At 64.5% G+C, this 24572-nt stretch carries 25 protein-coding genes; 8 read left to right on the forward strand and 17 right to left on the reverse strand.

Annotated features, from left to right (window positions below; translation table 11 throughout):
* Positions 1-45 precede the first annotated feature (45 nt).
* Complete coding sequence (locus ACN9MU_RS14555; RefSeq protein ID WP_426323234.1) at positions 46-396, forward strand: hypothetical protein; 351 nt, start codon at positions 46-48, stop codon at positions 394-396.
* On the opposite strand, the gene ACN9MU_RS14560 is transcribed toward ACN9MU_RS14555, so the two are convergent.
* Complete coding sequence (locus tag ACN9MU_RS14560; RefSeq protein WP_426171610.1) at positions 342-977, reverse strand: cysteine hydrolase family protein; 636 nt, start codon at positions 975-977, stop codon at positions 342-344. The two genes, ACN9MU_RS14555 and ACN9MU_RS14560, sit on opposite strands and share 55 nt — an antisense overlap.
* An 80-nt stretch (positions 978-1057) precedes the next feature.
* Between ACN9MU_RS14560 and ACN9MU_RS14565 the strand changes: the two genes are divergently transcribed.
* Complete coding sequence (locus ACN9MU_RS14565; protein WP_426171612.1) at positions 1058-2017, forward strand: GlxA family transcriptional regulator; 960 nt, start codon at positions 1058-1060, stop codon at positions 2015-2017.
* Here the strand turns inward: ACN9MU_RS14565 and ACN9MU_RS14570 are convergent.
* The 14 genes from ACN9MU_RS14570 to ccmA all read right to left on the reverse strand — a co-directional run bounded on the left by ACN9MU_RS14570 (position 2003) and on the right by ccmA (position 12666).
* Positions 2003-2584: a cytochrome c3 family protein gene (locus ACN9MU_RS14570; protein WP_426171614.1), complete on the reverse strand. Its 582-nt coding sequence runs from the start codon at positions 2582-2584 to the stop codon at positions 2003-2005. The two genes, ACN9MU_RS14565 and ACN9MU_RS14570, sit on opposite strands and share 15 nt — an antisense overlap.
* 11 nt (positions 2585-2595) lie before the next feature.
* Positions 2596-3078, reverse strand: coding sequence for a nitrate reductase cytochrome c-type subunit (locus tag ACN9MU_RS14575; RefSeq protein ID WP_426171616.1), 483 nt, complete (start codon positions 3076-3078; stop codon positions 2596-2598).
* Between the two features lie 5 nt (positions 3079-3083).
* Positions 3084-5579 carry a nitrate reductase catalytic subunit NapA gene (gene napA, locus ACN9MU_RS14580; protein WP_426323238.1) on the reverse strand — a complete coding sequence of 832 codons (2496 nt, stop codon included), beginning with the start codon at positions 5577-5579 and terminating at the stop codon, positions 3084-3086.
* The gene (locus ACN9MU_RS14585) at positions 5576-5845 is read right to left on the reverse strand and encodes a chaperone NapD (RefSeq protein WP_426323240.1); all 270 of its coding nucleotides are present in this window, start codon (positions 5843-5845) and stop codon (positions 5576-5578) included. Before ACN9MU_RS14585 ends, napA begins: the two co-directional genes overlap by 4 nt.
* A gap of 2 nt (positions 5846-5847) precedes the next feature.
* Positions 5848-6009, reverse strand: coding sequence for a periplasmic nitrate reductase, NapE protein (gene napE / locus ACN9MU_RS14590; RefSeq protein ID WP_426171621.1), 162 nt, complete (start codon positions 6007-6009; stop codon positions 5848-5850).
* A 71-nt stretch (positions 6010-6080) separates the two neighbouring features.
* The gene (locus tag ACN9MU_RS14595) at positions 6081-7172 is read right to left on the reverse strand and encodes a tetratricopeptide repeat protein (protein ID WP_426323242.1); all 1092 of its coding nucleotides are present in this window, start codon (positions 7170-7172) and stop codon (positions 6081-6083) included.
* Positions 7169-7489 (reverse strand): cytochrome c-type biogenesis protein, encoded by a 321-nt coding sequence (locus ACN9MU_RS14600; RefSeq protein ID WP_426171625.1) that lies wholly within the window; start codon positions 7487-7489, stop codon positions 7169-7171. Before ACN9MU_RS14600 ends, ACN9MU_RS14595 begins: the two co-directional genes overlap by 4 nt.
* Positions 7482-8009 carry a DsbE family thiol:disulfide interchange protein gene (locus tag ACN9MU_RS14605; RefSeq protein ID WP_426344782.1) on the reverse strand — a complete coding sequence of 176 codons (528 nt, stop codon included), beginning with the start codon at positions 8007-8009 and terminating at the stop codon, positions 7482-7484. Before ACN9MU_RS14605 ends, ACN9MU_RS14600 begins: the two co-directional genes overlap by 8 nt.
* A complete protein-coding gene (locus ACN9MU_RS14610; RefSeq protein ID WP_426344783.1) occupies positions 8006-9985 on the reverse strand; it encodes a heme lyase CcmF/NrfE family subunit in 1980 nt (659 codons plus the stop codon). The genes ACN9MU_RS14605 and ACN9MU_RS14610 overlap by 4 nt, the downstream gene beginning before the upstream one ends.
* On the reverse strand, positions 9982-10431 hold the full coding sequence (ccmE, locus tag ACN9MU_RS14615; protein ID WP_426171630.1) for a cytochrome c maturation protein CcmE: 450 nt from the start codon (positions 10429-10431) through the stop codon (positions 9982-9984). Before ccmE ends, ACN9MU_RS14610 begins: the two co-directional genes overlap by 4 nt.
* Entirely contained in the window at positions 10428-10601 is a 174-nt protein-coding gene (ccmD, locus tag ACN9MU_RS14620) for a heme exporter protein CcmD (RefSeq protein WP_426171632.1), read from the reverse strand. Before ccmD ends, ccmE begins: the two co-directional genes overlap by 4 nt.
* Entirely contained in the window at positions 10598-11368 is a 771-nt protein-coding gene (gene ccmC / locus ACN9MU_RS14625) for a heme ABC transporter permease CcmC (RefSeq protein WP_426171634.1), read from the reverse strand. Before ccmC ends, ccmD begins: the two co-directional genes overlap by 4 nt.
* A 15-nt stretch (positions 11369-11383) precedes the next feature.
* Positions 11384-12052 (reverse strand): heme exporter protein CcmB, encoded by a 669-nt coding sequence (gene ccmB, locus ACN9MU_RS14630; RefSeq protein ID WP_426171636.1) that lies wholly within the window; start codon positions 12050-12052, stop codon positions 11384-11386.
* Positions 12046-12666 (reverse strand): cytochrome c biogenesis heme-transporting ATPase CcmA, encoded by a 621-nt coding sequence (gene ccmA / locus ACN9MU_RS14635; RefSeq protein WP_426171638.1) that lies wholly within the window; start codon positions 12664-12666, stop codon positions 12046-12048. Before ccmA ends, ccmB begins: the two co-directional genes overlap by 7 nt.
* 144 nt (positions 12667-12810) lie before the next feature.
* On the opposite strand from ccmA, the gene ACN9MU_RS14640 reads away from it, so the two are divergent.
* Complete coding sequence (locus tag ACN9MU_RS14640; RefSeq protein ID WP_426344784.1) at positions 12811-15009, forward strand: carbohydrate binding family 9 domain-containing protein; 2199 nt, start codon at positions 12811-12813, stop codon at positions 15007-15009.
* 3 nt (positions 15010-15012) lie between these two features.
* On the opposite strand, the gene ACN9MU_RS14645 is transcribed toward ACN9MU_RS14640, so the two are convergent.
* On the reverse strand, positions 15013-17169 hold the full coding sequence (locus tag ACN9MU_RS14645; protein ID WP_426344785.1) for a TonB-dependent receptor: 2157 nt from the start codon (positions 17167-17169) through the stop codon (positions 15013-15015).
* Positions 17170-17261: 92 nt separating this feature from the next.
* Here ACN9MU_RS14645 and ACN9MU_RS14650 point away from each other — a divergent pair, with 92 nt between their 5' ends.
* The 5 genes from ACN9MU_RS14650 to ACN9MU_RS14670 all read left to right on the forward strand — a co-directional run bounded on the left by ACN9MU_RS14650 (position 17262) and on the right by ACN9MU_RS14670 (position 22753).
* A complete protein-coding gene (locus ACN9MU_RS14650; RefSeq protein ID WP_426344786.1) occupies positions 17262-18518 on the forward strand; it encodes a PepSY-associated TM helix domain-containing protein in 1257 nt (418 codons plus the stop codon).
* A 20-nt stretch (positions 18519-18538) separates the two neighbouring features.
* The gene (locus ACN9MU_RS14655) at positions 18539-19543 is read left to right on the forward strand and encodes a diguanylate cyclase domain-containing protein (protein WP_426171646.1); all 1005 of its coding nucleotides are present in this window, start codon (positions 18539-18541) and stop codon (positions 19541-19543) included.
* Between the two features lie 75 nt (positions 19544-19618).
* Entirely contained in the window at positions 19619-20383 is a 765-nt protein-coding gene (locus tag ACN9MU_RS14660) for a TorF family putative porin (RefSeq protein ID WP_426171648.1), read from the forward strand.
* 10 nt (positions 20384-20393) lie between these two features.
* Positions 20394-22382: a methyl-accepting chemotaxis protein gene (locus ACN9MU_RS14665; protein ID WP_426323261.1), complete on the forward strand. Its 1989-nt coding sequence runs from the start codon at positions 20394-20396 to the stop codon at positions 22380-22382.
* A complete protein-coding gene (locus ACN9MU_RS14670; RefSeq protein WP_426171651.1) occupies positions 22379-22753 on the forward strand; it encodes a four-helix bundle copper-binding protein in 375 nt (124 codons plus the stop codon). The genes ACN9MU_RS14665 and ACN9MU_RS14670 overlap by 4 nt, the downstream gene beginning before the upstream one ends.
* Here the strand turns inward: ACN9MU_RS14670 and ACN9MU_RS14675 are convergent, their stop codons facing one another.
* Positions 22754-24433, reverse strand: a complete 1680-nt coding sequence (locus ACN9MU_RS14675) for a diguanylate cyclase domain-containing protein (RefSeq protein ID WP_426171653.1) — start codon at positions 24431-24433, stop codon at positions 22754-22756.
* Positions 24434-24572 lie beyond the last annotated feature (139 nt).

Raw genomic sequence — 24572 nt, forward strand, 5'->3', positions numbered from 1 at the left:
GCAGCGGCGCACCATGTGCCCATGATACGTTCGAAGGAGAGAACGATGAGCACGAGTAAGGAGAAAATGAACCCGATCGCGCCCGACAGCCTGAAGGCGCGTGCGCCTGGCGTCAAACCGGGCAACGAGCAGCGCGGCGAGGCGCTGCAGCGGGATACGGCCGGGGTAGGTGAGCGGGGCGGCGTGGCCAGCCAGCAGACCGGCTGGGCGGCGCGCCAGTCGGCGGAGCGGATGCGCCAGCGCAGCGGCACCGCCAATGCGGGAAGCGCCGGCGGCGGCAGCCTGCAGCAGGACCAGCATGCCGGCTCGCAGGAGTCGGCCACCGGTCCTGCCGGCAAGCGTCAGACCGACGAAGCGCGGCCCAAGCTTTCACGGGCGCGTGAGTTGGACAAGTAGATATTGTCCTTCGACAGCGCGCGGTTGGCGCTGACGGCGTCGGCCCAATCGCGCGTGGTCGTCACGGCGGCGAAGTTGGAATGGAATACCACGCTGAATATGCGATGGATCTCTTCCGCCGTGGCTCGGCCGGCTGCGTTCTCATACGGCAGCGAACCGGTGGCGTCGGACAGGTATTCCACGGCCAGCCCCCTATGCGCAGCCTCGATGATGGTTGAGGCATTGCAGTTGTGCGTCATGTAGCCCGCAATCGCCAGGGTGTCGATCTTGTTATCGGCCAGCCATTGCGCGAGGCCGGTGCCGGTGAAGCTGCTGGCCAGCTTTTTATTGACGACATAATCGGCGCCCAGCGCTGCCACTTCCGGATGCAGTTGCCAGCCGTCGGAGCCGACGGCAAACACTGGTGCGCCGGCTGGCGTGTCGTGCTGCACCACCACCACAGGTACGCCGCTTTCGCGCGCCACCTTCATGGCCTGGACAATATTCGGCAGCGATTGCTCGACCGGCGGGTATTCGATCGGCAGCTTGCCGGTGAAGTATTCGTTTTGTACGTCGATCACGATCAGGGCGCGGCGTGGCATGGTATTTCCTCCGTTTGGGTTGTTGATGGGATCCATTGTGCGGTCCGCACCGATTTCGCGACAGTGGCCCAAGAGACAACATGCGATATAATCGGGCCATGCGTAAAAAAGTGGCCATTATTGCCTTCGACGGCATCACTCCGTTCCACCTGTCCGTGCCTTGCCTGGTATTCGGCGGCCCGCATGCCGAGCATTTGTACGAGGTGACGGTATGCGCAGCAGAAAAAGGTCCGATGCGCACCACCGCTGGCTTTGAAATCTCGACCAGCAAGAGCCTGCGCGCCCTGGACAAAGCGGATATCGTCATCATGCCGACCTGGCACGACGACTGCCGGCCCTCGCCGCCAGCGCTATTGCAGGCTCTGAAGAAGGCCCACGCGCGCGGTTCAACCATCGTTGGCTTGTGCCTTGGCGCCTTTCCAGTGGCGGAAGCGGGCCTGCTTGATGGCCGCACCGTCACCACGCACTGGGCCTTTGCCGGCAAGTTGGCGGAACGCTGCCCGCTGGTGAAGGTCGATGACGAAGTGTTATATGTGGACGAGGGCGACGTGCTGACGTCGGCCGGCGCGGCGGCCAGCCTGGATTGCTCGCTCTACCTGCTGCGCAAGCTGCAGGGCGCGGACTACGCGAACATGGTGGCGCGCCGCCTGCTGGTGGCGCCGCACCGCGAAGGAGGGCAAGCGCAGTTCATCAACCGCCCGCTGCCGGTTACCGCCAGCGACAGCCGCCTGGCGCAGGTGCTGGACTGGGTGCAGCATCGCCTGGCCGAAGAACACAGCCTGGATGCGCTGGCGGAACGGGCGGCCATGAGCCGCCGCAATTTCACGCGCCATTTCCGGCAAGCCACCGGAACCTCGTTCAAGCAATGGCTGCTGACCCAGCGCCTGGCCCACGCCCAGCGCATGCTGGAAACCAGCGACGCTTCGATCGAAGCGGTGGCGCAGGCGGCAGGTTTTGGCAGCGCGCTATCGTTAAGGCAGCACTTCCGCGCTGCCTTCCATAGCTCGCCGTCGGCCTACCGCAAGCTATTTGACGCCTGACATGTCCGGCAGGGTATGCGCGATGCCCTTGTGGCAGTCGATGCAGGTCTTCTCGCCGCTGGCCAGCTGGGTCGAGTGGGCGTCCACCGCGCGCTTGCTCTGGCGGGTGAAGTCCATCGAATCGAACTGGTGGCAGTTGCGGCATTCGAGCGAGTTGTTGGCCTTCATCCGCCGCCACTCGTTGCCGGCAAGCTGGATGCGGTGCGCTTCGAATTTTTCGCGGGTGTCGATGGTGCCGAACACCTTGCCCCACACCTCCTTGGATGCCTGCATCTTGCGGGCGATCTTGCTGGTCCACTCGTGAGGCACGTGGCAGTCGGAGCATTTGGCGCGTACCCCGGTGCGGTTGGAGAAGTGAATGGTGCGCTGCAGCTCCGGATAGACGTTGTCGCGCATCTCATGGCAACCGGTACAGAATTTCTCCGTATTGGTGGCTTCCATGGCGGTGTTGAAGCCGCCCCAGAACACCACGCCAGCCACGAAGGAACCGATCACCAGGAAACCCAGGCTAAGGTGCATGCTTGGGCGGCGCAGGACGTTCCAGTAGTTTCTAATCAGCCTGAACATGGCGGCACCCTTTATTTGTGCTTGGCCGGCGTTGCCGGGGTGGCTGGGTTCAGCATCGTGTCGACGTCCTTGAACTGGTTGGGCACCAGCGGCTCAAGGTTCGCTTGCGGCACGTGGCATTGCAGGCAGAAATAGCGCCGCGGCGAAAGCTCGGCGAGGAAGTTGCCATCGCGGTTCTGGAAGTGCGTCACGCTGATCATCGGCGCCTGGCTTTCCTGGGTGCGGGTGCGGGCGTGGCACATCATGCAGCGGTTGGCGCTTTTATCGGTCTGGTAGCCCTCGATCTTGTGCGGAATGACCGGTGGCTGCATGGAGTAGTTGCGCACGCGCCGGATATCGCTGTTGTCGGGATTGACCATCGGCGCCGGCTTGGTGGTCTCGGCCAGCGGCGTCGGGCCGCGCATATTGTCGAGGGCGCGCGGCGCCGGCACCTGGGCCAGGACGGACAGCGGCAGAAGAAGAGCGAGAAGGAATGCAAATTTTTTCATGGCCATGGCTCCTAGACCTTGCGGATGCTGACTGCGCACTTCTTGTAGTCAGTCTGCAAAGAGATTGGGCAGGTAGCGTCCAGCGTCACCTTGTTCACAAGCTGGCTGGCGTCGAAGAATGGGATGAATACCAGTCCGCGCGGCGGGCGGTTGCGGCCGCGCGTCTCCACGCGGGTCTGGATCATGCCGCGCCGCGACTTGACCTCGATTAGGTCGCCGCGCCGCGCACCGAGCGCCTTGGCGTCGTCAGGATGCATGAAGCAGACTGCATTCGGCACGGCGCGATAGAGCTCCGGCACGCGGCGCGTCATGGTGCCGGTGTGCCAGTGCTCCAGCATGCGTCCGGTGGACAGCCAGAACGGGTATTCCTTGTCCGGCGATTCGGCCGGTTTCTCGTAAGGCAGCGCAAAGATCACAGCCTTGCCGTCCGGGTGGCCATAGAAGCGAACGTCTTCGCCCTTCTTGACGTAAGGGTCCAGGCCTTCGCGGTAGCGCCAGCGGGTCTCCTTGCCGTCGACCACAGGCCAGCGCAGGCCGCGTGCCTGGTGGTACATGTCGAACGGCGCCAGGTCGTGCCCGTGGCCGCGGCCGAAGCTCGCATATTCCTCGAACAGGCCTTTCTGCGGATAGAAGCCAAAGGCCTTGGCTTCATCGTTCTGGTAGCCGGCTTCGATTTGCGAGGCAGGATATTTGTCGACCTGGCCGTTGCGGTACAGGACATCGAACAGGGTCTTGCCCTTGTAGGCCGGCATGGCGGCCAGCAGCGGCGCCGGCCATACCTCTTCCATCTTGAACCGCTTGGAGAATTCCATCAGCTGCCACAGGTCGGAACGTGCTTCGCCCGGCGCGCTCACCAGCTGGTGCCAGAACTGGGTGCGGCGTTCCGCGTTGCCGTAGGCGCCTTCCTTCTCCACCCACATGGCGGTCGGCAGGATCACGTCGGCCGCGGTGGTGCTGGCGGTCGGGTAGGGGTCGGAAACGACGACAAAGGCGTCCGGATTGCGCCAGCCCGGCAGGATTTCGCCCATGATGTTCGGGCCGGCCTGCATATTGTTGTTGCACATGACCCAGTAGGCATTCAGCTTGCCGTCCTTGAGCATGCGGCTTTGCAGGACCGCGTGGAAGCCTGGCTTTTCGGGGATGGTCCCCGGCGGCAGCTTCCAGATCTTTTCTGCGATCTCGCGGTGCTTGGGATTGGCCACCAGCATGTCGGCTGGCAGGCGATGCGAGAAGGTGCCGACTTCGCGTGCCGTGCCGCAGGCGGAAGGCTGTCCGGTCAGCGAGAACGGGCTGTTGCCTGGCGAGGAGATTTTACCGGTCAGCAGGTGGATGTTGTACAGCAGGTTGCTGCACCAGGTGCCGCGCGTGTGCTGGTTGAAGCCCATGGTGAAGAAGGAGGTCACCTTGGTCTTTGGATCGGCATACAGTTCGGCCAGGCGTTCCAGGCGGTCGCGCGGCACGCCGCTCAGCTTGGAGACGGATTCAACGTCATAGGCGCTGACGAACTTGGCGTATTCTTCGAACGTGCTTGGCTTGCCGCCGCCGACATCGCCGGCGTTGGTGGCGGCCTTCTGTAGCGGGTTGTCGGGGCGCAGGCCGTAGCCGATGTCCTTGTTGCCCATCACGAAGCGCGTATGCTTGTTGACGAAGTCCTTGTTGACGCGATTATTCTTGATGATGTAGTTCGCGATGTAGTTCAGGATCGCCAGGTCGGTCTGCGGCGTGAAGACGATAGGCTGGTCGGCCAGCTCAAAGCTGCGGTGCTCGTAGGTCGACAGCACCGCCACTTTCACGTGCGGGTTCGACAGGCGGCGGTCGGTAATGCGGGTCCACAATATGGGGTGCATTTCCGCCATGTTGGAGCCCCACAGCACGAAGGCGTCGGCGGCTTCGATGTCGTCGTAGCAGCCCATCGGCTCGTCCATGCCGAAGGTGCGCATGAAGCCCGCCACGGCGGACGCCATGCAGTGGCGCGCGTTGGGGTCCAGGTTGTTGGTGCGGAAGCCGGCCTTCATCAGCTTGGAGGCCGCGTAGCCTTCCCAGATGGTCCATTGGCCGGAACCGAACATGCCTACGGCGGTCGGTCCTTTCTCGTTCAGCACTTTCTTGAACTGTTTTGCCATTTCATCGAAGGCGGCATTCCACGACACTGGCTGGAACTCGCCGTCCTTGGCGTACTTGCCGTTCTTCATGCGCATCAGGGGCTGGGTCAGGCGGTCGGCGCCGTACATGATCTTCGACAGGAAGTAGCCCTTGACGCAGTTGACGCCGCGATTGACTTCGGCGTTGATGTCGCCATGTGTCGCTACCACGCGTCCGTCCTTGACGCCGACGTTGACGCCGCAGCCCACGCCGCAGAAGCGGCAGGGCGCCTTGCTCCATTTGAGCTGCGTCTTGGCGGCGTCGGTGACGACGTTGGAGGCGGCGGCAGGCAGCTGGATGCCGGCGGTGGCGGCTGCCGTCATCGCGGCAGTCTGTGTGATGAAATCACGGCGAGTCTGTTTCATTGTAATTCCTCGTCCATTGAGTTGGCGGGTTCGGCATGCTGGTAAACCAGGGCGACGTTGAGGACGCCGGGCAGGGCCCGGATGGCATCCATTACGTCGAGTGTTCGGGGTGCGCTTTCCGCTTCCAGCGTGACGATCAGTCGACCGTCCGCTTCAGCGGCGTGCACGATGCAGCGGGGCAGGATGGCTAGCTGGGCACGCACTTCCGCCACTTGTGCGGGCGTGACGTGGACGATGACGCCGGCGATGTGGATTTCGGCGGCCATGGTCATGCACCTGGCAGGCGGCCGGTGAGCATTTGGTACATCCACACGATGAATCCATAGCCGCCTACCGTTGCTACCGCGAGGATCGGGGCCAGGACCACCGTCATGAACAGGAAGACCTTCAATTCTTGCGCCTTGCTGGCGACGGGTTCTTTGTTTTCCATTTGCTCACCATTTTACGGAGAAAGGTGCTTCATAAAATTAGCGCAGGTTAAGCGCTTTGCCTGATGTAAAACTATTTCGCTGGCGGGCGGACGGCGAGTTCAATTGCCAATCCGCTGGCGCCAGGCCTGACCGGACCGGTTTGGCCTTCAAGGTCGCCTGCCTGCGGCGTAGCGCTGCCGCTGGCGGAGATTCTTGCCCCCACGATCAACGGCCCCGCCTCGGCCAGGCGCGTCCCTGCTGCCAGCGCGTTGCTGTCGTCCAGCACAAACTGCAGCGGAAAATCTCCGGCAGGCCGCTTGATTGCCGCCAGCGGCATCGGCGATCCATTGGCGGAGCGGGCAAAGATGAACAGCACCTGGCCCGGGGCCGGCGCAGTGCTTCCGGGCGCAAGGCGAACCGTTCCGGAGAGGCGCGCCGGTAACCCTGGTGTTGGCGCGTCGATTGCGGCGGCAGGGATACCCTGGCGCGCACGCGCCTCGGCGATGCCGGCATGCGTCGAGCGGGCGAATTCGGAATCCTCTGGCACCAGGGGCAGGACGGCCTGCCATTGTTTTTCTGCGCGAGCGAAGTCGCCGCGGGCGAAGGCTGCACTGCCGGAGAGGGCAAGCGCTTTAGGTTGCTGCGGGTCGATGGCGAGCGAGCGCTCGATCAGCCGTTCAGGCTCGCCGGCCAATGCGCCGCCCTGCGCAGTAGCCAGGGCATCAGCGTAGTCGGCCAGCAGGCCTGCATCCTGCGGCAGTAGCGTGGCAAGGTGGCCATAGGCCTTGGCTGCATCCGCATAGCGGTTCATGGCGCTGTAGGAGCGCGCCAGCATGTGCCAGCCGTCGATGTCCTGTGGTTGCGTGCGAAGTCGCTCGGCAAGGCGCTCAACCATGGCCGGAATGTCTTCCTCCGACGGCCCGTGGTCGGTTGGCGTGGCGGCAGCGGCCAGCAGCTCGGGCGGCATGGTGAGCGCGTCGGGACGGCCAACCTGCATGTAAATGGCGACTGCCGCTGCCGGCAGCAGCACCGTGAGCGCCAGCGCCATGCGCGTTTGCGGTTGCTGGCCGCCCGGTGAGCCGGGAGCGTGCGCTTCGCCGGCGCTGCGGCGCATCAGCGGCGGCACGACACAGGCCAGTGCGATGGCGGACATGATGCCGACGATGGCGATGAACATGCTCATTGCTTTGCCTTCCAGAATCCACGCAGCGCCAGGAAACCGGCTGCGAGCAGCAGTAAGGGGCCGAACCAGAGCAGGGCGGTGCTTGCGTTCAGCGGCGGCTCGTACAAAACGAAGTCGCCATAGCGCTGTACCATGAAGTCCACCACCTGCTGCTCGCTGCGGCCTTGGGCCAGTTGCTGGTGGATCTGCTGGCGCAAGTCCAGCGCCAGCGGGGCGTGGGAATCGGCCAGGCTCTGGTTCTGACAAACCAGGCATCGCAGTTCGCCCGCGAGCGCCATGGTGCGCGCGTCAAGCGTGGCGGCGTTGACATCAGCCATTTGCCAGCTCCTTCACCTTGCGGGCGACGCGTTCTCGGGCTTCCGGCAACGACAGCGGACCGATATGCTTCATGCGGATGATCCCGTGGCGGTCGATCACGAAAGTCTCCGGCACGCCGTACACGCCGAAGTCGATGCCGATGCGGCCATCGTGGTCGAAGGCGATATGGCGATATGGGTTGCCGTTGTTCTGCAGCCAGCGCAGGGCGTCGTCGCGCTGGTCCTTGTAGTTCAAGCCGATCACCGGCGCGTCAACGGCGCGCGACAGGTCCAGCAGGTCCTTGTGTTCGATGCGGCAGCCTTCGCACCAGGAAGCCCAGACGTTCAGCACCCACACGCGCCCCTGCATCTTGGCGGGAGACACCGTGTCGGCAGGGTTGTCCAGCAACTGCGCCGAGAACTGCGGCACCGGCTTGCCGATCAGGGGCGACGGCAGCTCGCGTGGATTGCGCTGCAGGCCGATGCCGAGGAAGGCAAGCAGCACAGCGAACAGGCCAATGGGAAGAATGAAGCGTTTCATTGGGGCTCCGGCAGCAAGGAGGAGGCGGCCAGCGCAGGCGCGGCTGCGGTATCGGGCATGGCATCCTGCGACTGGCGCGCGCTGCGGTAGTGGCGGTCCGACGCGGCCAGCAGGCCGCCGATGGCGAACAGCACGCAGCCGCCCCAGATCCAGCCGACAAAAGGCTTGAGCTGGATGCGCAGCAGCCAGCGGCCTTCACCGGCCGAGTCGCCAAGCGATACGTACAAATCGCGCAGCAGGCCGCGGTCGATGGCGGCTTCGGTCATGGTGTCCTGCGCCACGGCATAGCGGCGCTGCTCCGGTTGAAGCAGGGCTACCGCCTGGCCCTGGTGCGCGACCGTTACGCTGGCGCGCAAGGCAGTGTAGTTCGGCCCGCGTGTGTCTTCCAGCTTTTGCAGGGTGAAGCTGTATTCGCCGAGCGATGCCTGCTGGCCCGGCGCCAGCACCACGTCCTGCACCAGTTCGTGGCCCTTGACCATGGTGACGCCGATCACGAACACGCCCAGTCCGGCATGAGCGGCCAGCATCCCCCACCATGAGCGCGGCTGGCGCGCCAGCTTGCGCCGTTGCTGGATCACTTGCCAGGCGGTGCCAAGCAAGACCCAGGCTGCCAGCAACAAGCCGAGCGAAGACATGAGCGATCCCCGTACCAGCAATGCCGCGCCGAGGCCAATGCCAAGCGCCATGGCGGCCGGCCAGCGCAGGCGGCGCGCCAACTGGGCCACCGTACCGTTGCGCCAGCCGGCGAACGGGCCAGCCGCGACAAGCAGCAGCACCGGCAACATCATCGGCACGAAGACTTTTTCAAAGTACGGCGGCCCGACGGAGATTTTGCCTGCGCCGAGGGCATCCAGCACCAGCGGGTACAGAGTGCCAAGCAACACGGTGCCGGTTGCAGCCAGCATGACGACGTTCTGCAACAGCAGCAGCGACTCGCGCGACATCGGAGAGAAAACGGTACGCTGGCGCAGGCGTGGCGCGCGCCATGCATACAGCAGCAGCGAGCCGCCGACCACTACGGCCAGGTAGGCCAGGATGAAGGCGCCGCGGCGCGGATCGGTGGCAAAGGCGTGCACCGACGTCAGCACGCCAGAGCGCACCAGGAAAGTGCCCAACAGCGACAGGGAGAAAGCCAGGATCGCCAGCAGCGCGGTCCAACTGCGGAAGGTGCCGCGCTTTTCCGTCACGATCAGCGAGTGCAGCAGCGCCGTGCCGACCAGCCATGGCATGAAGGAGGCGTTTTCCACCGCGTCCCAGAACCACCAGCCGCCCCAGCCCAATTCGTAATAGGCCCAGAAGCTGCCCATTGCGATGCCGAGAGTCAGGAAGCTCCACGCGGCCAGCGCCCACGGCCGCGACCAGCGCGCCCACGACGCATCGAGCCGGCCGCCCAGCAGAGCGGCGATGGCGAACGCGAAGGTCACCGAGAAGCCGACGTAACCCATATACAGCAAGGGCGGGTGCGCGATCATGCCTGCATCCTGCAGCAGCGGATTCAGGTCGTTGCCATCCGGCGCGGCAGGCAGCATCCGCAGGAAGGGATTGGACGTCAGGATCAGGAACAGCAGGAAGCCCACGGCCACCAGGCCAAGCACGCCCACCAGGCGCGCCTGCACCTCGCGCGGCAGCTGCCGCGACAGGCTGGCGGCGGCAAAGGTCCACGCGGAAAGCAGCCAGGTCCACAGCAGCAGCGAACCTTCGTGGCCGCCCCAGGCCGCGCTCAGGCGGTATTGCCAGGGCAGCAGGGTATTGGAATGCTGGGCCACGTAGCGCAGCGAGAAGTCGTTGGCGTACAGGGCGTAGAACAGGCAGCCGAAAGCCAGCGTGCTGAAAATGAACTGCCCCGCGGCGGCCGGACGCGCCAATGCCATCCAGCGCACATCACCGCGCCGGGCTCCGGCCAGCGGCAGGATGCCCTGAACGGCGGCCAGCAGCAAGGCAAGGACCAATGCGAAGTTGCCTGCCTCCGCGATCATGGCATGCCTTTCAGGGAAGCGGGCGCGCGGCCCTGTTCCAGCGCGTGCGCGGCTTCCTTCGGCATGTAGTTTTCATCGTGCTTGGCCAGTACTTCCTGCGCCAGGAACAGCGCGCCCTGGCCAAGGCGGCCCTGCGCCACGGCGCCTTTGCCTTCCTTGAACAGGTCGGGCAGGGTTCCCTTGTAATGCACCGGCACCTTCTGCACATTGTCGGTGATGACGAAACTGACGGTCAGGCCGTCATCCAGCCGCCGCACGCTGCCTTGTTCCACCAGGCCGCCGATGCGGAAGATGCCGTTGCGCGGCGCGGCCCCGGCTACCACCTGCGAGGGCGTGAAGAAGAACACCAGGTTGTCGCGGAAGGCGGACAGCACCAGCGTTGCCGCGATGCCGCAGGCCGCCAGGCTGGCGCCGATCAGGGCGAGGCGTTGGTGGCGCGGCTTCATGCTGCACCTTCGTCATCGTGATTGGTGACGGAGGCCCGGGCCTCGCGTTCGCGTCGGCCGAGCGCCCATATCTCCAGCATCATCAGGCCGAAAACCACGCTGAAAGAACCCCACACATAGCGGCCATAGCCGCCCATGGCGAGGAAGTCCTGCAAGCTGTTCCAGTTCATTTCGTCCTCCGGCGCAGCCAGGCAGCGCTGCCGTGCCGTTCCAGCACGATGCAGCGTGCGCGGCGCAGCGCGACTGCAATCCCGTAGCACCAGAACGCCGCCACCATCAGCAGCATGGCCGCCAGCATGGCCGGCGCCATGCTTGGTGCCTTGCCAAGGGTGACGGATGGTCCCTGGTGCAGGGTGTTCCACCAGTAAACCGAGAAATAGATGATCGGGATGTTCACTGCACCCACCAGGGCCAGCACCGCCGCAGCGCGGTCGGCGCGGCGCGGATCGGCGATCGAAGCGTGCAAGCCCATGTAGCCCAAGTAGAGAAACAGCAGGATCAGCTCCGAGGTCAGGCGCGCATCCCAAACCCACCAGGCGCCCCAGGTCGGCTTGCCCCACAGGGCGCCGGTCCATAAGGCGAGAAAAGTGAACAGGGCGCCGGTCGGCGCCAGCGCGCTGGCCATGATCGACGAGACGCCGGTGCGGTAGGCCAGGCCGAAACCGGCCCATCCCGCCATCGCCATATAAACCAGCATCGACATCCATGCCGCCGGTACGTGGACGAAGATGATGCGGTAGGCGTCGCCTTGCTGGAAGTCGGTCGGCGCAACTAGCAATCCAATAGCCAAGCCGGCCAGTGCGGTCAGCACTCCGAGTGCCGTGAACCAGGGGATGAGCCGTCCGGCCAGATCGTAGAAGTTGCGCGGGGACGCGAAAGTGAATACAGTGAGGCGACGCCGGGCGCCGTTTGCGGTGGAATAATACGGTTGATTCATATGATGAACTCCGTCCTACTCGTGTGCAATCCGCAGCGCTGCGGCAGTGGCCCAGGGAGCGGCTGCCAGCGACCCCGCCAGCAGGGCCCCCAACAACATCAGGTGGGGCGCACTGCCGGTACCGTCGCTGGCGGCTACAACCGAGGAGCTACCAAGAATTAGTAAGGGAATATACAGGGGCATCAATATCAGTGCAACCAGTACGCTGCCGCCGCGCGCGCCAAGCGCCAGGCCTGCGCCGATGCTGCCAAGGAGGCTCAGCACCGGCGTGCCAAGCAGAAGGCCGAGCCACAGCACTGCCATTGGTTCGGCGTCGAGGCCGTATTGCAGGGCGACCAGCGGCGCCAGTACCAGTAAGGGCAGGCCCGACGTCAGCCAGTGCGCCAGCACCTTCGCCAGCACCAGGATTTCAAGTGGCTGCGGCGACAGCAGCAACTGCTCCAGCGAGCCGTCCGCATGGTCGTCGGCGAACAGCCGCTGCAGGCCAAGCAGGGAGGCCAGCAAGGCCGCCACCCACACAATGCCGGGGGCGACGCTGTGCAGCAGTTTGCTGTCCGGTCCGATCGCCAGCGGGAACAGCGTGGTCGTGACAAGGAAGAAGGCCAGCGGCATCAAGGCGTCGCTACGCCGGCGCATGGCCAGCAGCAGGTCGCGTTGCATCAGCTGGCGAGCAGCTTTCAGCATGGTGCGCCCAGCTGCAATTGGCGTGCGCCCGGCAGGTCCGGGTCCTGGTGCGTGGTCAGGACCAGCATGCCGCCGCGCGCGCAATGCGCCTGCAGGACCTGCCCGACTTGTGCCGCGGAGTCCTGGTCCAGCGCCGCTAGCGGTTCATCGAGGATCCACAAGGGGCGAGCAGGCGACAGCAGCAGCCGGGCGAGGGCAACGCGCTTGCGCTGGCCTTGCGAGAGCAGGCGCACTGCGCGCTGGGCCTCGGCCCGCAGCCCGATTTCATCCAGGGCCCGCATGGCGTCTTCACGGCTGCACCGCTCGCCCGGCAGGCCGCCCAGCGCCAGGTTTTCCCACGCCAGCAGGTCAGGCTTCAAGCCGTCTGCATGCCCGATGTGGAGCAACTGGGAGTGGTATTGGGCACGCGCGGCGAGAATAGGCTTGCCCTGCCAATGCACGGCGCCGCGGTCGGGCAGGGCGAGCCCGCACAGGGAGCGCAGGAGAGTAGTCTTGCCGCTGCCATTACGGCCCTGCACCCATAGCGCTTCGCCGGCTTGCAGCGAAAAGCTGACGCCAGCGAACAGGGTGCTGCGGCCGCGACGGCATGTTAGCTGTTGACAGGTCAATCCCATGAATCCCCTCATCGAAGTGGCCATCATCCTATCACCCGTATGTTCGCTTGCCAGGGCCAAATTGGCAAATCTATAATCTAGATCATGTATGCCCGAAATTTTCTGCGCTTCCTGGTTTTTTCCCAGTTTGCTGTATCCATCCCATTGTTTGCCGCCGAAAGCGAGGAGCCCAAGCGCCGCAGCATCGCCGCGCATGTGGCGCCGCAAGCGCTTGCGCTGCAGCTTGACGGCCGCCTTGACGATGCGGCCTGGGAACTGGCGCCGGTCAATACGCGCTTCTACCAGTTCCAGCCGGAAGATGGCCGAGACGCGCCGGAACACGTGCGCACCACGGTGCGTGTACTGGTCGACCGGGATGCGCTGGTCTTCGGCATCCGCGCCTGGAATGGCGACCCGAAAACCCTGAACGGCACGCTGGCGCGGCGCGACAAGGTTGACCGCGACCAGGACTTCATCGGCATCTGGATCGACCCGAGTGGCCATGGCCGCTCGGCGCAATTCGTTCGCGTCAACGTGGCTGGCGTCATGAGCGACGGCATTTACCGCGCCGACGAAGACGAAGAAGACCTGGGCCCCGACTACCCGGTCGAAAGCGCAGTCCACCTGCTGCCCGACGGCTATACCATGGAAGTACGCTGGCCGCTATCTAGCCTGCGCTTCCCGTATGGCGAAGGCAAGCCGTGGCGCCTGATGGTGGAGCGCAGCGTGCCGCACGAAGACAATATGCTGCTGCTAAGCGCGCCGCTGAAGAAAGAGTCGCTGCATTTCATCGCCGAGATGGAGGAAATCGAAGGCATGGCTCAAGTACTGCCGACGGTGCAGGACCGGGCTTTTTGGGAGTTCCGCCCCGAACTCACGCAGCGCTTCAATCGCGGCTACGGCCAACGCAGCAGCGAGACCAGCCTGGGCATGGATATCAGCGCCCGTCCACGCGCGGACTGGGTCTTTAACGCCACCCTGAATCCCGACTTCTCGCAGGTCGAGATCGACGCGCCCACCAGCAACGGCACCAACCGCATTGCCCTGAGCCTGCCGGAGAAGCGCGGCTTCTTCCTCGAAAGCGCGGACGTGCTGGGCATGCGGCTGCCGGCGTTCTACTCGCGCACCGTGGCCGATCCCCGCTGGGGCCTGCGTGCAACCTGGCGCGGCGCCGACGCCGACGCCACAGCCCTGGCGCTGGATGACCGTGCCGGCGGCGTCGTGATGCGCGGCAGCCCTTACGAAACGCAGGAGCACGTCAGCGCCGGCGACAGCAAGGCGATGCTGCTGCGCGCACGCGGCCATGGCGGGCAGGCCGTGGCTGGCGCCTTCCTGTCCGACCGCGACTACGGTGCCGGTGCACGCAACACCGTGCTGGGTACCGACGGCCAATGGCGGGCACCGGCAAACGGCGACGGCCACATCCAGCTTGCGTGGACCGCCATGGCCTCGCGCACTACCGCGCGATTCGATAGCGAAGGCCGTGCGCTTGCCAGCGAAGCGCGCAACAGCGGCTATGGCTACGGCAGGCTGAATTACAGTTCCGACGACTGGCTGAATGTCGCACAGCTGGAAGTTATCGGCACAAACTTCGCCAACGATAACGGTTTCGTGCCGCAGGCGGGGATCATCAAAGGCGACGTTGAGATCAACCGTCGTACCGGCGCGCGCGACCTGGCGCTGTTCGAGGCTTACGAAACGGAGCTGCACCTCGGCCTGCACGAAATCCGGACGCTGTCGCATGAAACGGTGCAGCGCTGGGTGCGCCCCGGCATCTGGTTCTACGCTGGTCGCCAGACCCGCTACTGGGCCGACCTGGGCTTCGACCGCCAGCGCGGGCGCGGCGGTGCAAAGTTGCACAAGACGCCCGCGGCGCATATGGGCATCGAAAGCACGCCTTCTTCATGGTTCGTCAAGCTGAAGGGTGAACTGACGCTGGGCCGCCAGCTCGACGTGGAAGCGGACCAGGTAGGCAAGGGCGGCAGCCTGGAACTGGAAGCGAACCTGCGCTTTCCGCTGCCCGGCAACTGGAGCCTGGAGTCCGACCATCGCTGGAACCGTTCCTGGGTCAAGCACCGCAGCCTGCAGGATTTCAGCGACAACGGTTGGCGCTGGGTCGGCACCCTGCACGCCACGCCGCGCGATGCCCTGCGCATGATCGTGCAGAACACTTCGTCAGGGCGGCAGGACGTGGCGCCGCAGCTGCTGGAGCCATGGAGCGAACGATACCGCCATCGTTCGCTGCTGTACAAGCGCACCACGCGTCACGACCGCATCGTCTCCGTTGGCGCCACGACGGACGCCAATGGCGCCTTGCCGGGTTCCAGCAAGGGCCTGACGCTCAAGGTCCAGTGGGGAATTTGAGGCTTAGAAGCTGCGGGTCAGGCTGACCGACAGGGTGCGGCCGCGACCGGCGAAGTACGAGGAAGAGTCCTTGTAGCTGACCGCAGTTTGCGCGGTGTAGTTGACGTTGACCGACTGCGGGTAGTAGCCGACGTACTGGCGATCGGTCAGGTTCTCAATGCCTACGCCCAGCTTGCCCCATGGAGAATCGTAGCTGCCTGCCAGGTCCAGCAAGGTGTAGCCGTTGAAGTGCTCTTCCAGGGTGGTGGTGCCCATCTTGCGGTCGATATTGATGTCACGGTCGAACAGGGTGGTTGCCTGCAGGCGCAGGTTCGCCTTCGGCATGAATTGCCAGTTCGTGCCGGCCACCAGCTTGCCAGGGCCCTGCGAGCGCGCGCCCAGTTCCACGTCCATCGGTGCGCCGGCGGTAGTTGCGGTCTTGCCCATGGTGCGGGCGAAGGAGCCGAAAGCCGACAGTGTCTTCGATGCACGCAGTTCACCTGAGATTTCCCACCCGCGCACGGTGGTCGGCACGCGGTCCAGTTGGCCGATGCCGGCGGCGTTCACGCGCAATGCGGTGCCGAGCTTGGAACGCGAGTCATAGAACGAGGCGCCCAGGCTGCCCATGGCGCCGCGCCAGTTCACGCCGATTTCGTTGTTGCGCGTGACGACAGGCTGCATGTCGAACAACTGGTCCACCGACTGTCCCGGCTTGTTCACGGCGCGCAGCACCAGGCCCACGTCCGGCAGGCCAAAGCCTTCGGCGCTGGAGACGAAGGCGGACCAGTTCTGGTTGAAACGCCACACTGCGCCGATGTTCTTGACGTTCTTGGTGAAGGAGCGCTGGCCGCCTTGTACCAGGCGGCTGCCGTAGGCGGCCAGGGTAGTGTAGGTGTCCACGTTCAACTTCGCATCCTCATGGCGAACGCCGCCGCGCACCGTCAACGGGCCGATTTCATACTCAAGCTGGGTGAATGGGGCCAACGAGGTGAAGTCGAGCGTCGGCACCCAGGTGCGGCCGGTGCCGGCCAGCCATTGCTTGGTACGATCGCGCAGGTAATCCAGGCCGGCGGTAAATTCCATGCCTTCGACCAGGGTGTTCGGGCGCACGAAGGTCATCTTGGCGCCATATTTGTCGGCCACCACTTCGGACTGGTCGTACAGGGTGCCTTTCGGAGCAATCGCAGCGTCCTGGAAGGTGGTGGTGTTGGTGGCGCCGTACAGCGAGGCAAAGTCCTGCTTGAACAGCTGCGCGTTGAAGCTTCCCCCCAGCAGGTCGTTGTGGCGGTATTCCAGGCTGCTGGTCTTTACATCGTTGCGTGGAGGCGCCCCCGGTGGCGTGCCCGGGGTCGAGCTGGTTGGCGTGCCGGTGGCGAAGTTGGCGTTGACTGGCATGTAGTCGCCATCGCCTTCCATGCGGAAGCGGTTGACAGTCAGCTGCAAGCGCTGGTCGCCGAAGTTCTTGCCGATCTTGAAGAACAGGTCGGTGCCTTGGGAATCCATGGTATCGCCTTGCACCGCTTCGATGCCCAGCGGACGGCCCTTGCCGTCGTAGCCCAGGCCGCGCTGCTGGATGCTGCCGAAGGCAAGCAGGTCGAAATCGCCCGATTTGTGCTGCAGGGTGTAGCCGGTCTTCCAATCCAGGCTGTCGTGGCGCAGCTGGGAAGCCATGCGCACATTGATCGACTGCGTGGTGCCGTCCGCTTTCGGCGACTTGGTGATGTAGTTGATGATGCCGCCGGTAGCGCCCATGCCCTGCATGGCGGAGGCGCCGTTGATCACCTCCACGCGCTCGATGATGGCGGTATCGGCCACATAGCCTTCGCGCATGCCGCCGCGCAGCGGGTTGGTTTGCGGTACGCCGTCCAGCAGGATCAGGGCGTTGCGGCCACGCAGCGATTCGCCGGTGGAGCTCATCTTCTGGCGGCTCGGGGCGTAGCCGGGGATGTAGGTGGCCAGCGCGGCGGAGGGATCGTCGGCCAGCAGGTATTGCGTTTCCAGCTCGCGCGGCGAAATCACGGTGACCGCGCCGGGGATCTTGTCCACGCTCTTGCTGTTGCGGGTTGCCGTAACGACCACTTCCTTCATCGGCTCCCCGGCACTTTGTGCCAATGCTGCGCTCCCGGAGAGGGCGAGGCAGGCCAGTGCTACGGCACGGGTGAGGGGATTCAGCGCGGTCATACAGTGACTCCTAAACAGAAAGATACAAAAGAAAGCAGCAATGATAATCATTCTCATTTATAATTTCAAACACTTTATTGCTGACATAAAAAATGCTGACCGGTTTGCTGCGTGCGCGGCTGCGCGATATCCATCTGTATGTGTCCCTGGTTTTCGGGGCGATCTTCGTCATTGCCGGCCTGACCGGGGTGGTGATCGCCTGGACACATGAACTGGATGGGGCGCTGAATCCGGGCCTGCTGCACTCGCGCGGCGCCGAGGGCAAGGCCGATGCCGCGCCATCGCCGGCCCAGGCGCAGGCCGCGGTCGACCGCCTGGCCGAGGCGCCTGGATATGGCAAGCCGACCATGCTGATGCTGCCGTATGAGGCCGACGACGTGTACGTGGCCTGGTACCGCAAACCGAACAAGGACAAGGGCAGCTTCGATACCGATGTTTCGCGCCAGGTCATGCTGGACCGCTACACGCTGGACATTCTCGGGGAGCGCAATTACGGCGAATTCGGCCTGTCGCGCGAGCTGCTGATGCCGACCCTGTTCCTCCTGCATCGCTATATGTTTGCCGGCGACGTCGGCAAGACGGTGATCGGCATCGCCGGCTTGCTGCTGACGATTACCTCGCTGCTGGGCTTTGCTCTCTGGTGGCCGAAGCACACGCTGGCCAGCCTGCGCAAGGCGCTGGCTGTGCGCGGCGCCGTCACCTCGCGCCAGTTCAATTACAGCTTCCACCGTTCGGCAGGCTTTTTCATGACCCCGGTGCTGGCCGTGCTGGGCTTTACCGGCCTGGCGATGAATTTGCCGGACTGGGTGCGCCCGGTGGTCGGCGCAGTGGCTGCGCTGGAGCACAACGGCAAGGTGGCCAATGGCCCGGACCAGGGCCGCAAGCCGATCAATGTCGCGGCTGCGATGGAGGTTGCCCAGCAGCGCGTGCCGAAGGGCCGCCTGTCGCGCGTGTCGCTCGGTTCGGCCAAGGCGCCTTATGAAATCCGCCTGCGCCAGCCCGGCGAGATCCGCGAGGGCGACGGCAGTACCCGGGTCAGCGTGGATGCCTTCAGCGGCGCGGTGCTGCGCGTGCGCGACCCGCTGAATGCGGCATCGGGCGATACCTTCATGAACTGGCAATTCCCCCTGCATACCGGCGAGGCCTTCGGCATGGCGGGCCGGGTGCTGGTGTCCTTCAGCGGCCTGGCACCGCTAGCCTTCATGGTCACCGGCCTGGTGTTATGGCTGGGCCGCCGCGCGATGCATCGCAAAGCGCGTGCCGTCGCTGCAAAAGCTAGCATAAAAGAAGCTAAAAAAGTTGCCAAACGGTCACAAATGCATCACACTGAAAGCTGTGAAAATGTGTGAGATTTTGTGGTCGTGGCACGATGGATGCGCTGAACCTTAATCCAGCGGTATTGCTGGAGATCATCAACTTACAAACCGATATTGCACGCCGGGGCCTGGACCTTGGGGGCGTGATGCACCTGGTCTGCCAGCGTGCCGGCGCCCTGTGCGGCGCGACAGCCGCCGTGGTGGAACTGGCCGAGGGCAACGACATGGTGTACCGCGCCGCCGCCGGCGTCGCCGAAGGTGCGCTCGGCTTGCGGCTGAAACGCGAAGGCAGCCTGTCCGGCCTGTGCGTGGCGCAGGACCGGATCCTGCAATGCGACGATTCCGAAACCGACCCCCGCGTCGACCGCGCCGCCTGCCGCAAGGTCGGCCTGCGTTCGATGCTGGTGGTGCCCTTGCGCCACGAAGGCGAGAGCGTCGGCGTGCTCAAGGTCGGCGCGCCGCACGTCAATGCCTTCGATGCTTACCAGGCGCAGATCCTCGGCCTGCTGTCGGAACTGATCGGCGCCGCCATCTACCATGCCGTGCAATACGAGTCGAGCGACCTGTATTACCGCGCTACGCACGACGCGCTGACCAGCCTTGCGAACCGCGCCCTGTTTTACGACCGCCTGCGCCAGCAACTCGCCCAAGCCGGGCGCGCTGCCAGCAGCGTGGCGGTGGTCAACATCGACATGGATGGCCTGAAGGCGATCAACGACAACCTGGGCCATCGTGCCGGCGATGCCGCCATTCGCCAGGTGGCCGAACGCATTTCGCGCGAGCTGCGGCAGGAAGACCTGGCGGCGCGCCTGGGCGGCGACGAATTCGGCATCATCCTGTGCGGCGTGCGCGACCGCGATGGCGTCGGCAACAAGTGCAACAGCATCACCACCGCGATCGGCGCGCCGTTTGAATTTGAAGGCCGCGCCTTGCGCCTGGGCGCCAGCATCGGCTACGCCATCAGCCCGGAAGACGGGCAGGATATGGACCGGCTGATGGAGCTGGCCGACCAGGCCATGTACCGCGTCAAGCACGCACGCAAGGCTGTTGCAGCGTAGTATCGTTTGGAGCTACTCCGCATAGCCTGATAGTATTGTTTGCATCTCCCCAAACAATAAGAAAGCGAGGGTGTGATGAAACGCTGCTTCTGGTTGGCGGCCTTGCTGCCGCACGCGGTCATGGCGCAGGAAGCACCAGCGCCAGCGCCTACACTTACCACTACCGTTACTTTTGCCAGCCAATATGTCTCACGCGGCATCCGGCAAACGTGGGACAAGCCGGCGTTGCAAATTGGCGTCGATTATGTCCATCCCAGCGGCTTGGTCGCCGGCACCTGGGCCTCGAATGTCAGCGACAAGTTTATTGAAAATGCAAAGATCGAATGGGATCTGTACGCCGGCTATTCGGTTACCAGGGGCGATATCGGCTACAGCCTGATCCTGTATGAGTACCTGTATCCGGGCGCCAAGGTCAGCGCCACCGATACCACCTTCAACTACACCGAGTTGTCGCTGGGCCTGACGTATAAGTCTGCCTACGTCAAATACAACTACACGGTCAGCCCGCATTTCTTCGGCATCACGCACGGGCGCGGCACGCGCTACCTCGATATCGGCCTGAATCAGGACCTCGGCAACGGCTATACGCTCAACCTGCATGCGGGCGATGCGCGCGTCGGCGGAGCCGGCAACGACATCTGGGACTGGCGCGATGCCAAGGCCGGGGTGACCAAGGCGCTGGAAGGGGGCTGGTCGGTTGCTGCCGCCGTCACGCGCGGCTGGGGCGCCACCAATGTATACCGGGAATACACCAGCGGCGTGCCCGATGCCAATGGCCACCTGGCCTTTTCGAACACGGAGAAAGCCACCTTTGTCCTGACTGTCGCCAAGACCTTCTGAGGAGCGTCGCATGTTGTCGAACCTCTCACTGAATGCCAAGATCAATATCACGGCTACGGCGCTGGTGGTGCTCAGCCTGGCCATTACCGCCGCAGTGACCGGGTACGAGGCCAGCCGCACGGCCGAACGCGATGCGATGAACCTGGCGCGCACCCAGGCCGCAGCGGCTGCGTCGGCCCTGCAGTCGCGCATCGTCCGCAACCTGGCGACCGTCATCCAGCTTGGCGCTACCCAGCGTGCCACGCGCGGCGCAAACCTGCCGCTGTCGCGTGAACAAACCGGTGAGATTACCAAGACCGTGGTGCTCGGTTCGGAAGACTTGATTGGCGCCGCCGTCACCTGGGAACCGAATGCGCTGGACAGCAAGGATGCCGAATACGCCGACAAGAAGCCTGAATTCGACGCCAGCGGGCGCTACATGCCTTACTACACCAAGGCGGCGGGCGGCGGCACCAATGTGGAGCCGATCGTGTTCGATCCCAAGCCGGGGGCCAACGACTGGTACGACATACCGAAGCGTACCGGCAAGGTGTTCTTCACCGAACCGTATTCCTATCCGGTGAACGGCAAGGATGTGCTGATGGCGTCATTGGTGGCCCCGATCATGATCGGCGGCGAATTCCGCGGCACAGCCAGCGCCGACTTCATGCTGACGCGATTGGGTGAAATCCTCAAAGGCCTGAAGTCGATCGAAGGCGGGCGCCTGGCGCTGGTGTCGAACGGCGGCCTGTATGCCAGCAGTCCCAGCGAAGCCTTGATCGGCAAGGCCGCCTCCGACATCCCGAAGGAAGGCCTGGAAGCGATCCGTACCGGCCAGCCTTATGAGTACACCGACAAGGGTGACATGGTGCACCTGATTCAACCGTTGACGCTGCACCCCGATATCGCGCCGTGGGCGGTGAAGATGAGCTTCCCGCATGCGGTGGCAACTGCGCCGGCGCGCGAACTGCTGAAATACACGTTGCTGGTTTCCCTGGTCTGCGCAGTGGCAATGGGGCTTATCCTGGTGACCGTGCTGTTCCGGCTGATGCGGCCTGTGCGGGAGCTGGCCGACGCGATGACTGGCCTTGCCAGCGGCAATGCCGACCTGCGTGCGCGGCTGGAGGTGCGCGGCAACGATGAGCTGGCCGTCATTGGCACCGGCTTCAATACTTTCGTGGCCAAGATCCATTCGGTGCTGGCGCGGGTGCGAGAATCGTCGGAGAGCGTGGCCACGGCCAGCACTGAAATCCGGCAGGGCAATACCGACCTGTCCTCACGCACTGAGCAGCAAGCCAGTGCGCTGGAGGAGACTGCCGCCACGATGGAACAGTTGACCAGCACCGTGCGCCAGAACGCGGACAATGCGCACCAGGCCAACCAGCTCGCTGCGCAGGCATCCGAGGTGGCTATGCGGGGCGGCCAGGTGGTGTCGCAGGTGGTCGACACCATGGCCTCGATCAACAACTCCTCGCGCAAGGTGGTGGACATCATTTCCGTGATCGACGGCATCGCGTTCCAGACCAATATCCTGGCCCTCAACGCGGCGGTGGAGGCGGCGCGCGCCGGCGAGCAGGGGCGCGGCTTTGCAGTGGTGGCCAGCGAGGTGCGCAACCTGGCCCAGCGCAGCGCTGCCGCGGCGAAGGAGATCAAGGAACTGATCGGCAGCTCGGTGGGCGAAGTGGAGGCGGGCAGTGCGCTGGTAGCGCAAGCCGGCACCACGATGGACGAAGTGGTGGCCAGCGTGCGGCGCGTCAGCGAAATTGTGCACGAGATCAGCGCGGCCAGCGGTGAGCAGAGCACCGGCATCGGCCAGGTCAACCAGGCCATCAGCCAGATGGATGGGGTGACGCAGCAAAACGCCGCCCTGGTCGAGCAGGCTGCCGCCGCGGCGGAAAGCTTGCAGCAGCAGGCGGCAACGCTGGTGGCCCTGGTCGGCGAGTTCCGCATGGAGCAAGCTGTGCGCGCCCCAAGCCCCGTGAGTGCTAGTCTGGCCCTTTCCGAAAGGAGGCCATCATGACCCAGCAACAGTACCAGAGCTGCATCGAAGCCTGCAATGATTGCGCCGCTGCCTGCGACCACTGCGCCGCCAGCTGCCTGCAGGAGCAGGACGTGGCCAGCCTGGCCCATTGCATTGCCACCGATATCGATTGCGCACAGGTGTGCCGCGTATGCGTCGGCCTGATGCAGCGCGGCAGCAAGCTGGCGTCAAGCCTGTGCGAAGCCTGTGCCGATATATGCGACGCCTGTGCCGACGAGTGCGAACAGCACACGCACGAGCATTGCAAGGATTGCGCAATCGCCTGCCGCCGCTGCGCCAGCGAGTGCCGCAGCATGTCCGGCATGGCGCAATCGCAGGTGCGGCCGGCGTCGATCCCGTCGCCGCATTGATCAGAAGCGGCTGGACGGCCAGCTCTTCTTCTCGCCCTTGTCGGCCTTGGCAGGCGCTGCAAAATCGCGCACCGACAGGATGCGCTCGGCGCCGACAGTATTGACGGCAAAGCCGTTGCGGCCGGCGGCCTTGACGCAATACAGGGCCTGGTCGGCGGCCAGCATCACCTTGTCGACGTCGGCCGGCAGCTCGGTGGTGAGGGCGATGCCGATGCTGGCGGTGACGTTCAGCGGCCGGCCGTTGACCACGAACGGTGCCTGCATGGCCGCTACGATTTTCTGCCCCAGCAGGTTGACGTCGTGGCCGGCCTCCAGATGTTCGAACACGATCACGAATTCATCGCCGGCGATGCGCGCCACGGTATCGGTGCTGCGCACGGCATTGCGCAGGCGATCGGCAAACTGCACCAGCACGGCGTCGCCGGCCTGGTGGCCGAAGTTATCGTTGATGCCCTTGAAATAGTCGATGTCGAGCACGGCCAGGCCGATCTGCTGGCCGGCGCGAATGGCGCGCTTCAGCGCCTGCGGGAAGAATTCATCGAACATGCGGCGGTTGTGCGCGCCCGTCAGCGGATCGGTAGTGGCCAGGCGCTGCAGGTTACGCTCGGCCATCTGCTGCTGGCGCGCAACCTGGTAAAAGGCGCGGCTCAGGTGGCCGAATTCATCGGGCTTGCCGGAGTTGAATTGTTCGATATCGATGGTGCCGCGGCCGAAGGCACGCACCTGGCCATACAGCTTGTACAGGGGCGACAGCAGGGCGCGCATCAGCAGCCATGCCGCCAGACCAGCCACCAGGGCCACCACCGAGGCGGCCAGCAGGGCGCGCCAGCGCAGGCTGGCCATGGAGGCGAACGCATCGCGGACAGGAAAGGAGACGGCAATCGTCCAGTCAGCCTTCTTCAGGCGCTTGTGCGCCAGCAGCACCGGCCTGCCGTCATCGACGGCGTCCTCCCGCCAGCCATCCGCATCGGCCAGCACGACCTGGCCAAGCGTGCCCGGCCCGGCCGCCTGGGTCAGCACGCGGCTCTGGTCGGGATGGTAGAGCATTGTGCCGTCCGCGGTCAGGATGAACAGATAGCCTTCGGCCTTGCCGCGCAGGGCGTTCAACTGGCCGGCAAAGGCAGGGCGCTGCAGGTCGATGGTCCCCACCAGAACGTAGTCGATATTGCCATCGCGGCGGAACACCGGTTGCGTGATTGCCAGCACCGGCCGGCCGGACAGCACGCTGCGGAACGGCGCCGAGACGATGCCTTCCTGGGCCGCGATGGTGTCGCGGAAGTACTGGCGGTTTTTGCTATTGAGTTTGCCAATCATGCGGCGGTCCTGCAGGTTGGCCACCAGCTTGCCGTCGGGATCGTAGGCTGTGACGTTGAAGAACTCGTCGCGCAGCGCCCCGCGCAACTCGAGCTGCGCCTGAACCTTGGCCGGCGCGATTGGCTCGGCCTGCAAGCTCTCGGCCAGCACCCGCAAAACTTGCTGTTTGGAAGTTATGTCGCGGTCGAGGTAGGCAGCGGCACTCGACAGCATGGACATCTCCTGCGCGGCGATCACCTTGCGCATCTCATGCTCCGCCACCAGCAAGGAAACGCCGGCAACCAGGGCAGTGGCGACCATGACCATCAGCACCAGCAGGGCTGAAATCTTGAACTTGAACGTCTGGATTCTGGGAATTTGGCGCACAACCATCTCCTGATAGGAGAACATGCCAGGCGAGGGTTTGGCCAGTAGGAAACGTTGCGCGAGTGTAAGGCGCAGGCGAAGTATAAATCAAATACGACCGTCCCAGCTACCGCACCGCAGGCCCCGTTGTCACAAGGCA

Origin of the sequence: Pseudoduganella sp. R-32 (assembly GCF_049913245.1) — a bacterium.
Taxonomy (GTDB): domain Bacteria; phylum Pseudomonadota; class Gammaproteobacteria; order Burkholderiales; family Burkholderiaceae_D; genus Rugamonas.

Bases quoted from the DNA above. Each gene is read 5' to 3' on its own strand.
- ACN9MU_RS14555 (WP_426323234.1), top strand. From the start codon at position 46: ATGAGCACGAGTAAGGAGAAAATGAACCCGATCGCGCCCGACAGCCTG.
- ACN9MU_RS14560 (WP_426171610.1), bottom strand. From the start codon at position 977: ATGCCACGCCGCGCCCTGATCGTGATCGACGTACAAAACGAATACTTC.
- ACN9MU_RS14565 (WP_426171612.1), top strand. From the start codon at position 1,058: ATGCGATATAATCGGGCCATGCGTAAAAAAGTGGCCATTATTGCCTTC.
- ACN9MU_RS14570 (WP_426171614.1), bottom strand. From the start codon at position 2,584: ATGTTCAGGCTGATTAGAAACTACTGGAACGTCCTGCGCCGCCCAAGC.
- ACN9MU_RS14575 (WP_426171616.1), bottom strand. From the start codon at position 3,078: ATGGCCATGAAAAAATTTGCATTCCTTCTCGCTCTTCTTCTGCCGCTG.
- napA (WP_426323238.1), bottom strand. From the start codon at position 5,579: ATGAAACAGACTCGCCGTGATTTCATCACACAGACTGCCGCGATGACG.
- ACN9MU_RS14585 (WP_426323240.1), bottom strand. From the start codon at position 5,845: ATGGCCGCCGAAATCCACATCGCCGGCGTCATCGTCCACGTCACGCCC.
- napE (WP_426171621.1), bottom strand. From the start codon at position 6,009: ATGGAAAACAAAGAACCCGTCGCCAGCAAGGCGCAAGAATTGAAGGTC.
- ACN9MU_RS14595 (WP_426323242.1), bottom strand. From the start codon at position 7,172: ATGAGCATGTTCATCGCCATCGTCGGCATCATGTCCGCCATCGCACTG.
- ACN9MU_RS14600 (WP_426171625.1), bottom strand. From the start codon at position 7,489: ATGGCTGATGTCAACGCCGCCACGCTTGACGCGCGCACCATGGCGCTC.
- ACN9MU_RS14605 (WP_426344782.1), bottom strand. From the start codon at position 8,009: ATGAAACGCTTCATTCTTCCCATTGGCCTGTTCGCTGTGCTGCTTGCC.
- ACN9MU_RS14610 (WP_426344783.1), bottom strand. From the start codon at position 9,985: ATGATCGCGGAGGCAGGCAACTTCGCATTGGTCCTTGCCTTGCTGCTG.
- ccmE (WP_426171630.1), bottom strand. From the start codon at position 10,431: ATGAAGCCGCGCCACCAACGCCTCGCCCTGATCGGCGCCAGCCTGGCG.
- ccmD (WP_426171632.1), bottom strand. From the start codon at position 10,601: ATGAACTGGAACAGCTTGCAGGACTTCCTCGCCATGGGCGGCTATGGC.
- ccmC (WP_426171634.1), bottom strand. From the start codon at position 11,368: ATGAATCAACCGTATTATTCCACCGCAAACGGCGCCCGGCGTCGCCTC.
- ccmB (WP_426171636.1), bottom strand. From the start codon at position 12,052: ATGCTGAAAGCTGCTCGCCAGCTGATGCAACGCGACCTGCTGCTGGCC.
- ccmA (WP_426171638.1), bottom strand. From the start codon at position 12,666: ATGGGATTGACCTGTCAACAGCTAACATGCCGTCGCGGCCGCAGCACC.
- ACN9MU_RS14645 (WP_426344785.1), bottom strand. From the start codon at position 17,169: ATGACCGCGCTGAATCCCCTCACCCGTGCCGTAGCACTGGCCTGCCTC.
- ACN9MU_RS14650 (WP_426344786.1), top strand. From the start codon at position 17,262: ATGCTGACCGGTTTGCTGCGTGCGCGGCTGCGCGATATCCATCTGTAT.
- ACN9MU_RS14655 (WP_426171646.1), top strand. From the start codon at position 18,539: ATGGATGCGCTGAACCTTAATCCAGCGGTATTGCTGGAGATCATCAAC.
- ACN9MU_RS14660 (WP_426171648.1), top strand. From the start codon at position 19,619: ATGAAACGCTGCTTCTGGTTGGCGGCCTTGCTGCCGCACGCGGTCATG.
- ACN9MU_RS14665 (WP_426323261.1), top strand. From the start codon at position 20,394: ATGTTGTCGAACCTCTCACTGAATGCCAAGATCAATATCACGGCTACG.
- ACN9MU_RS14670 (WP_426171651.1), top strand. From the start codon at position 22,379: ATGACCCAGCAACAGTACCAGAGCTGCATCGAAGCCTGCAATGATTGC.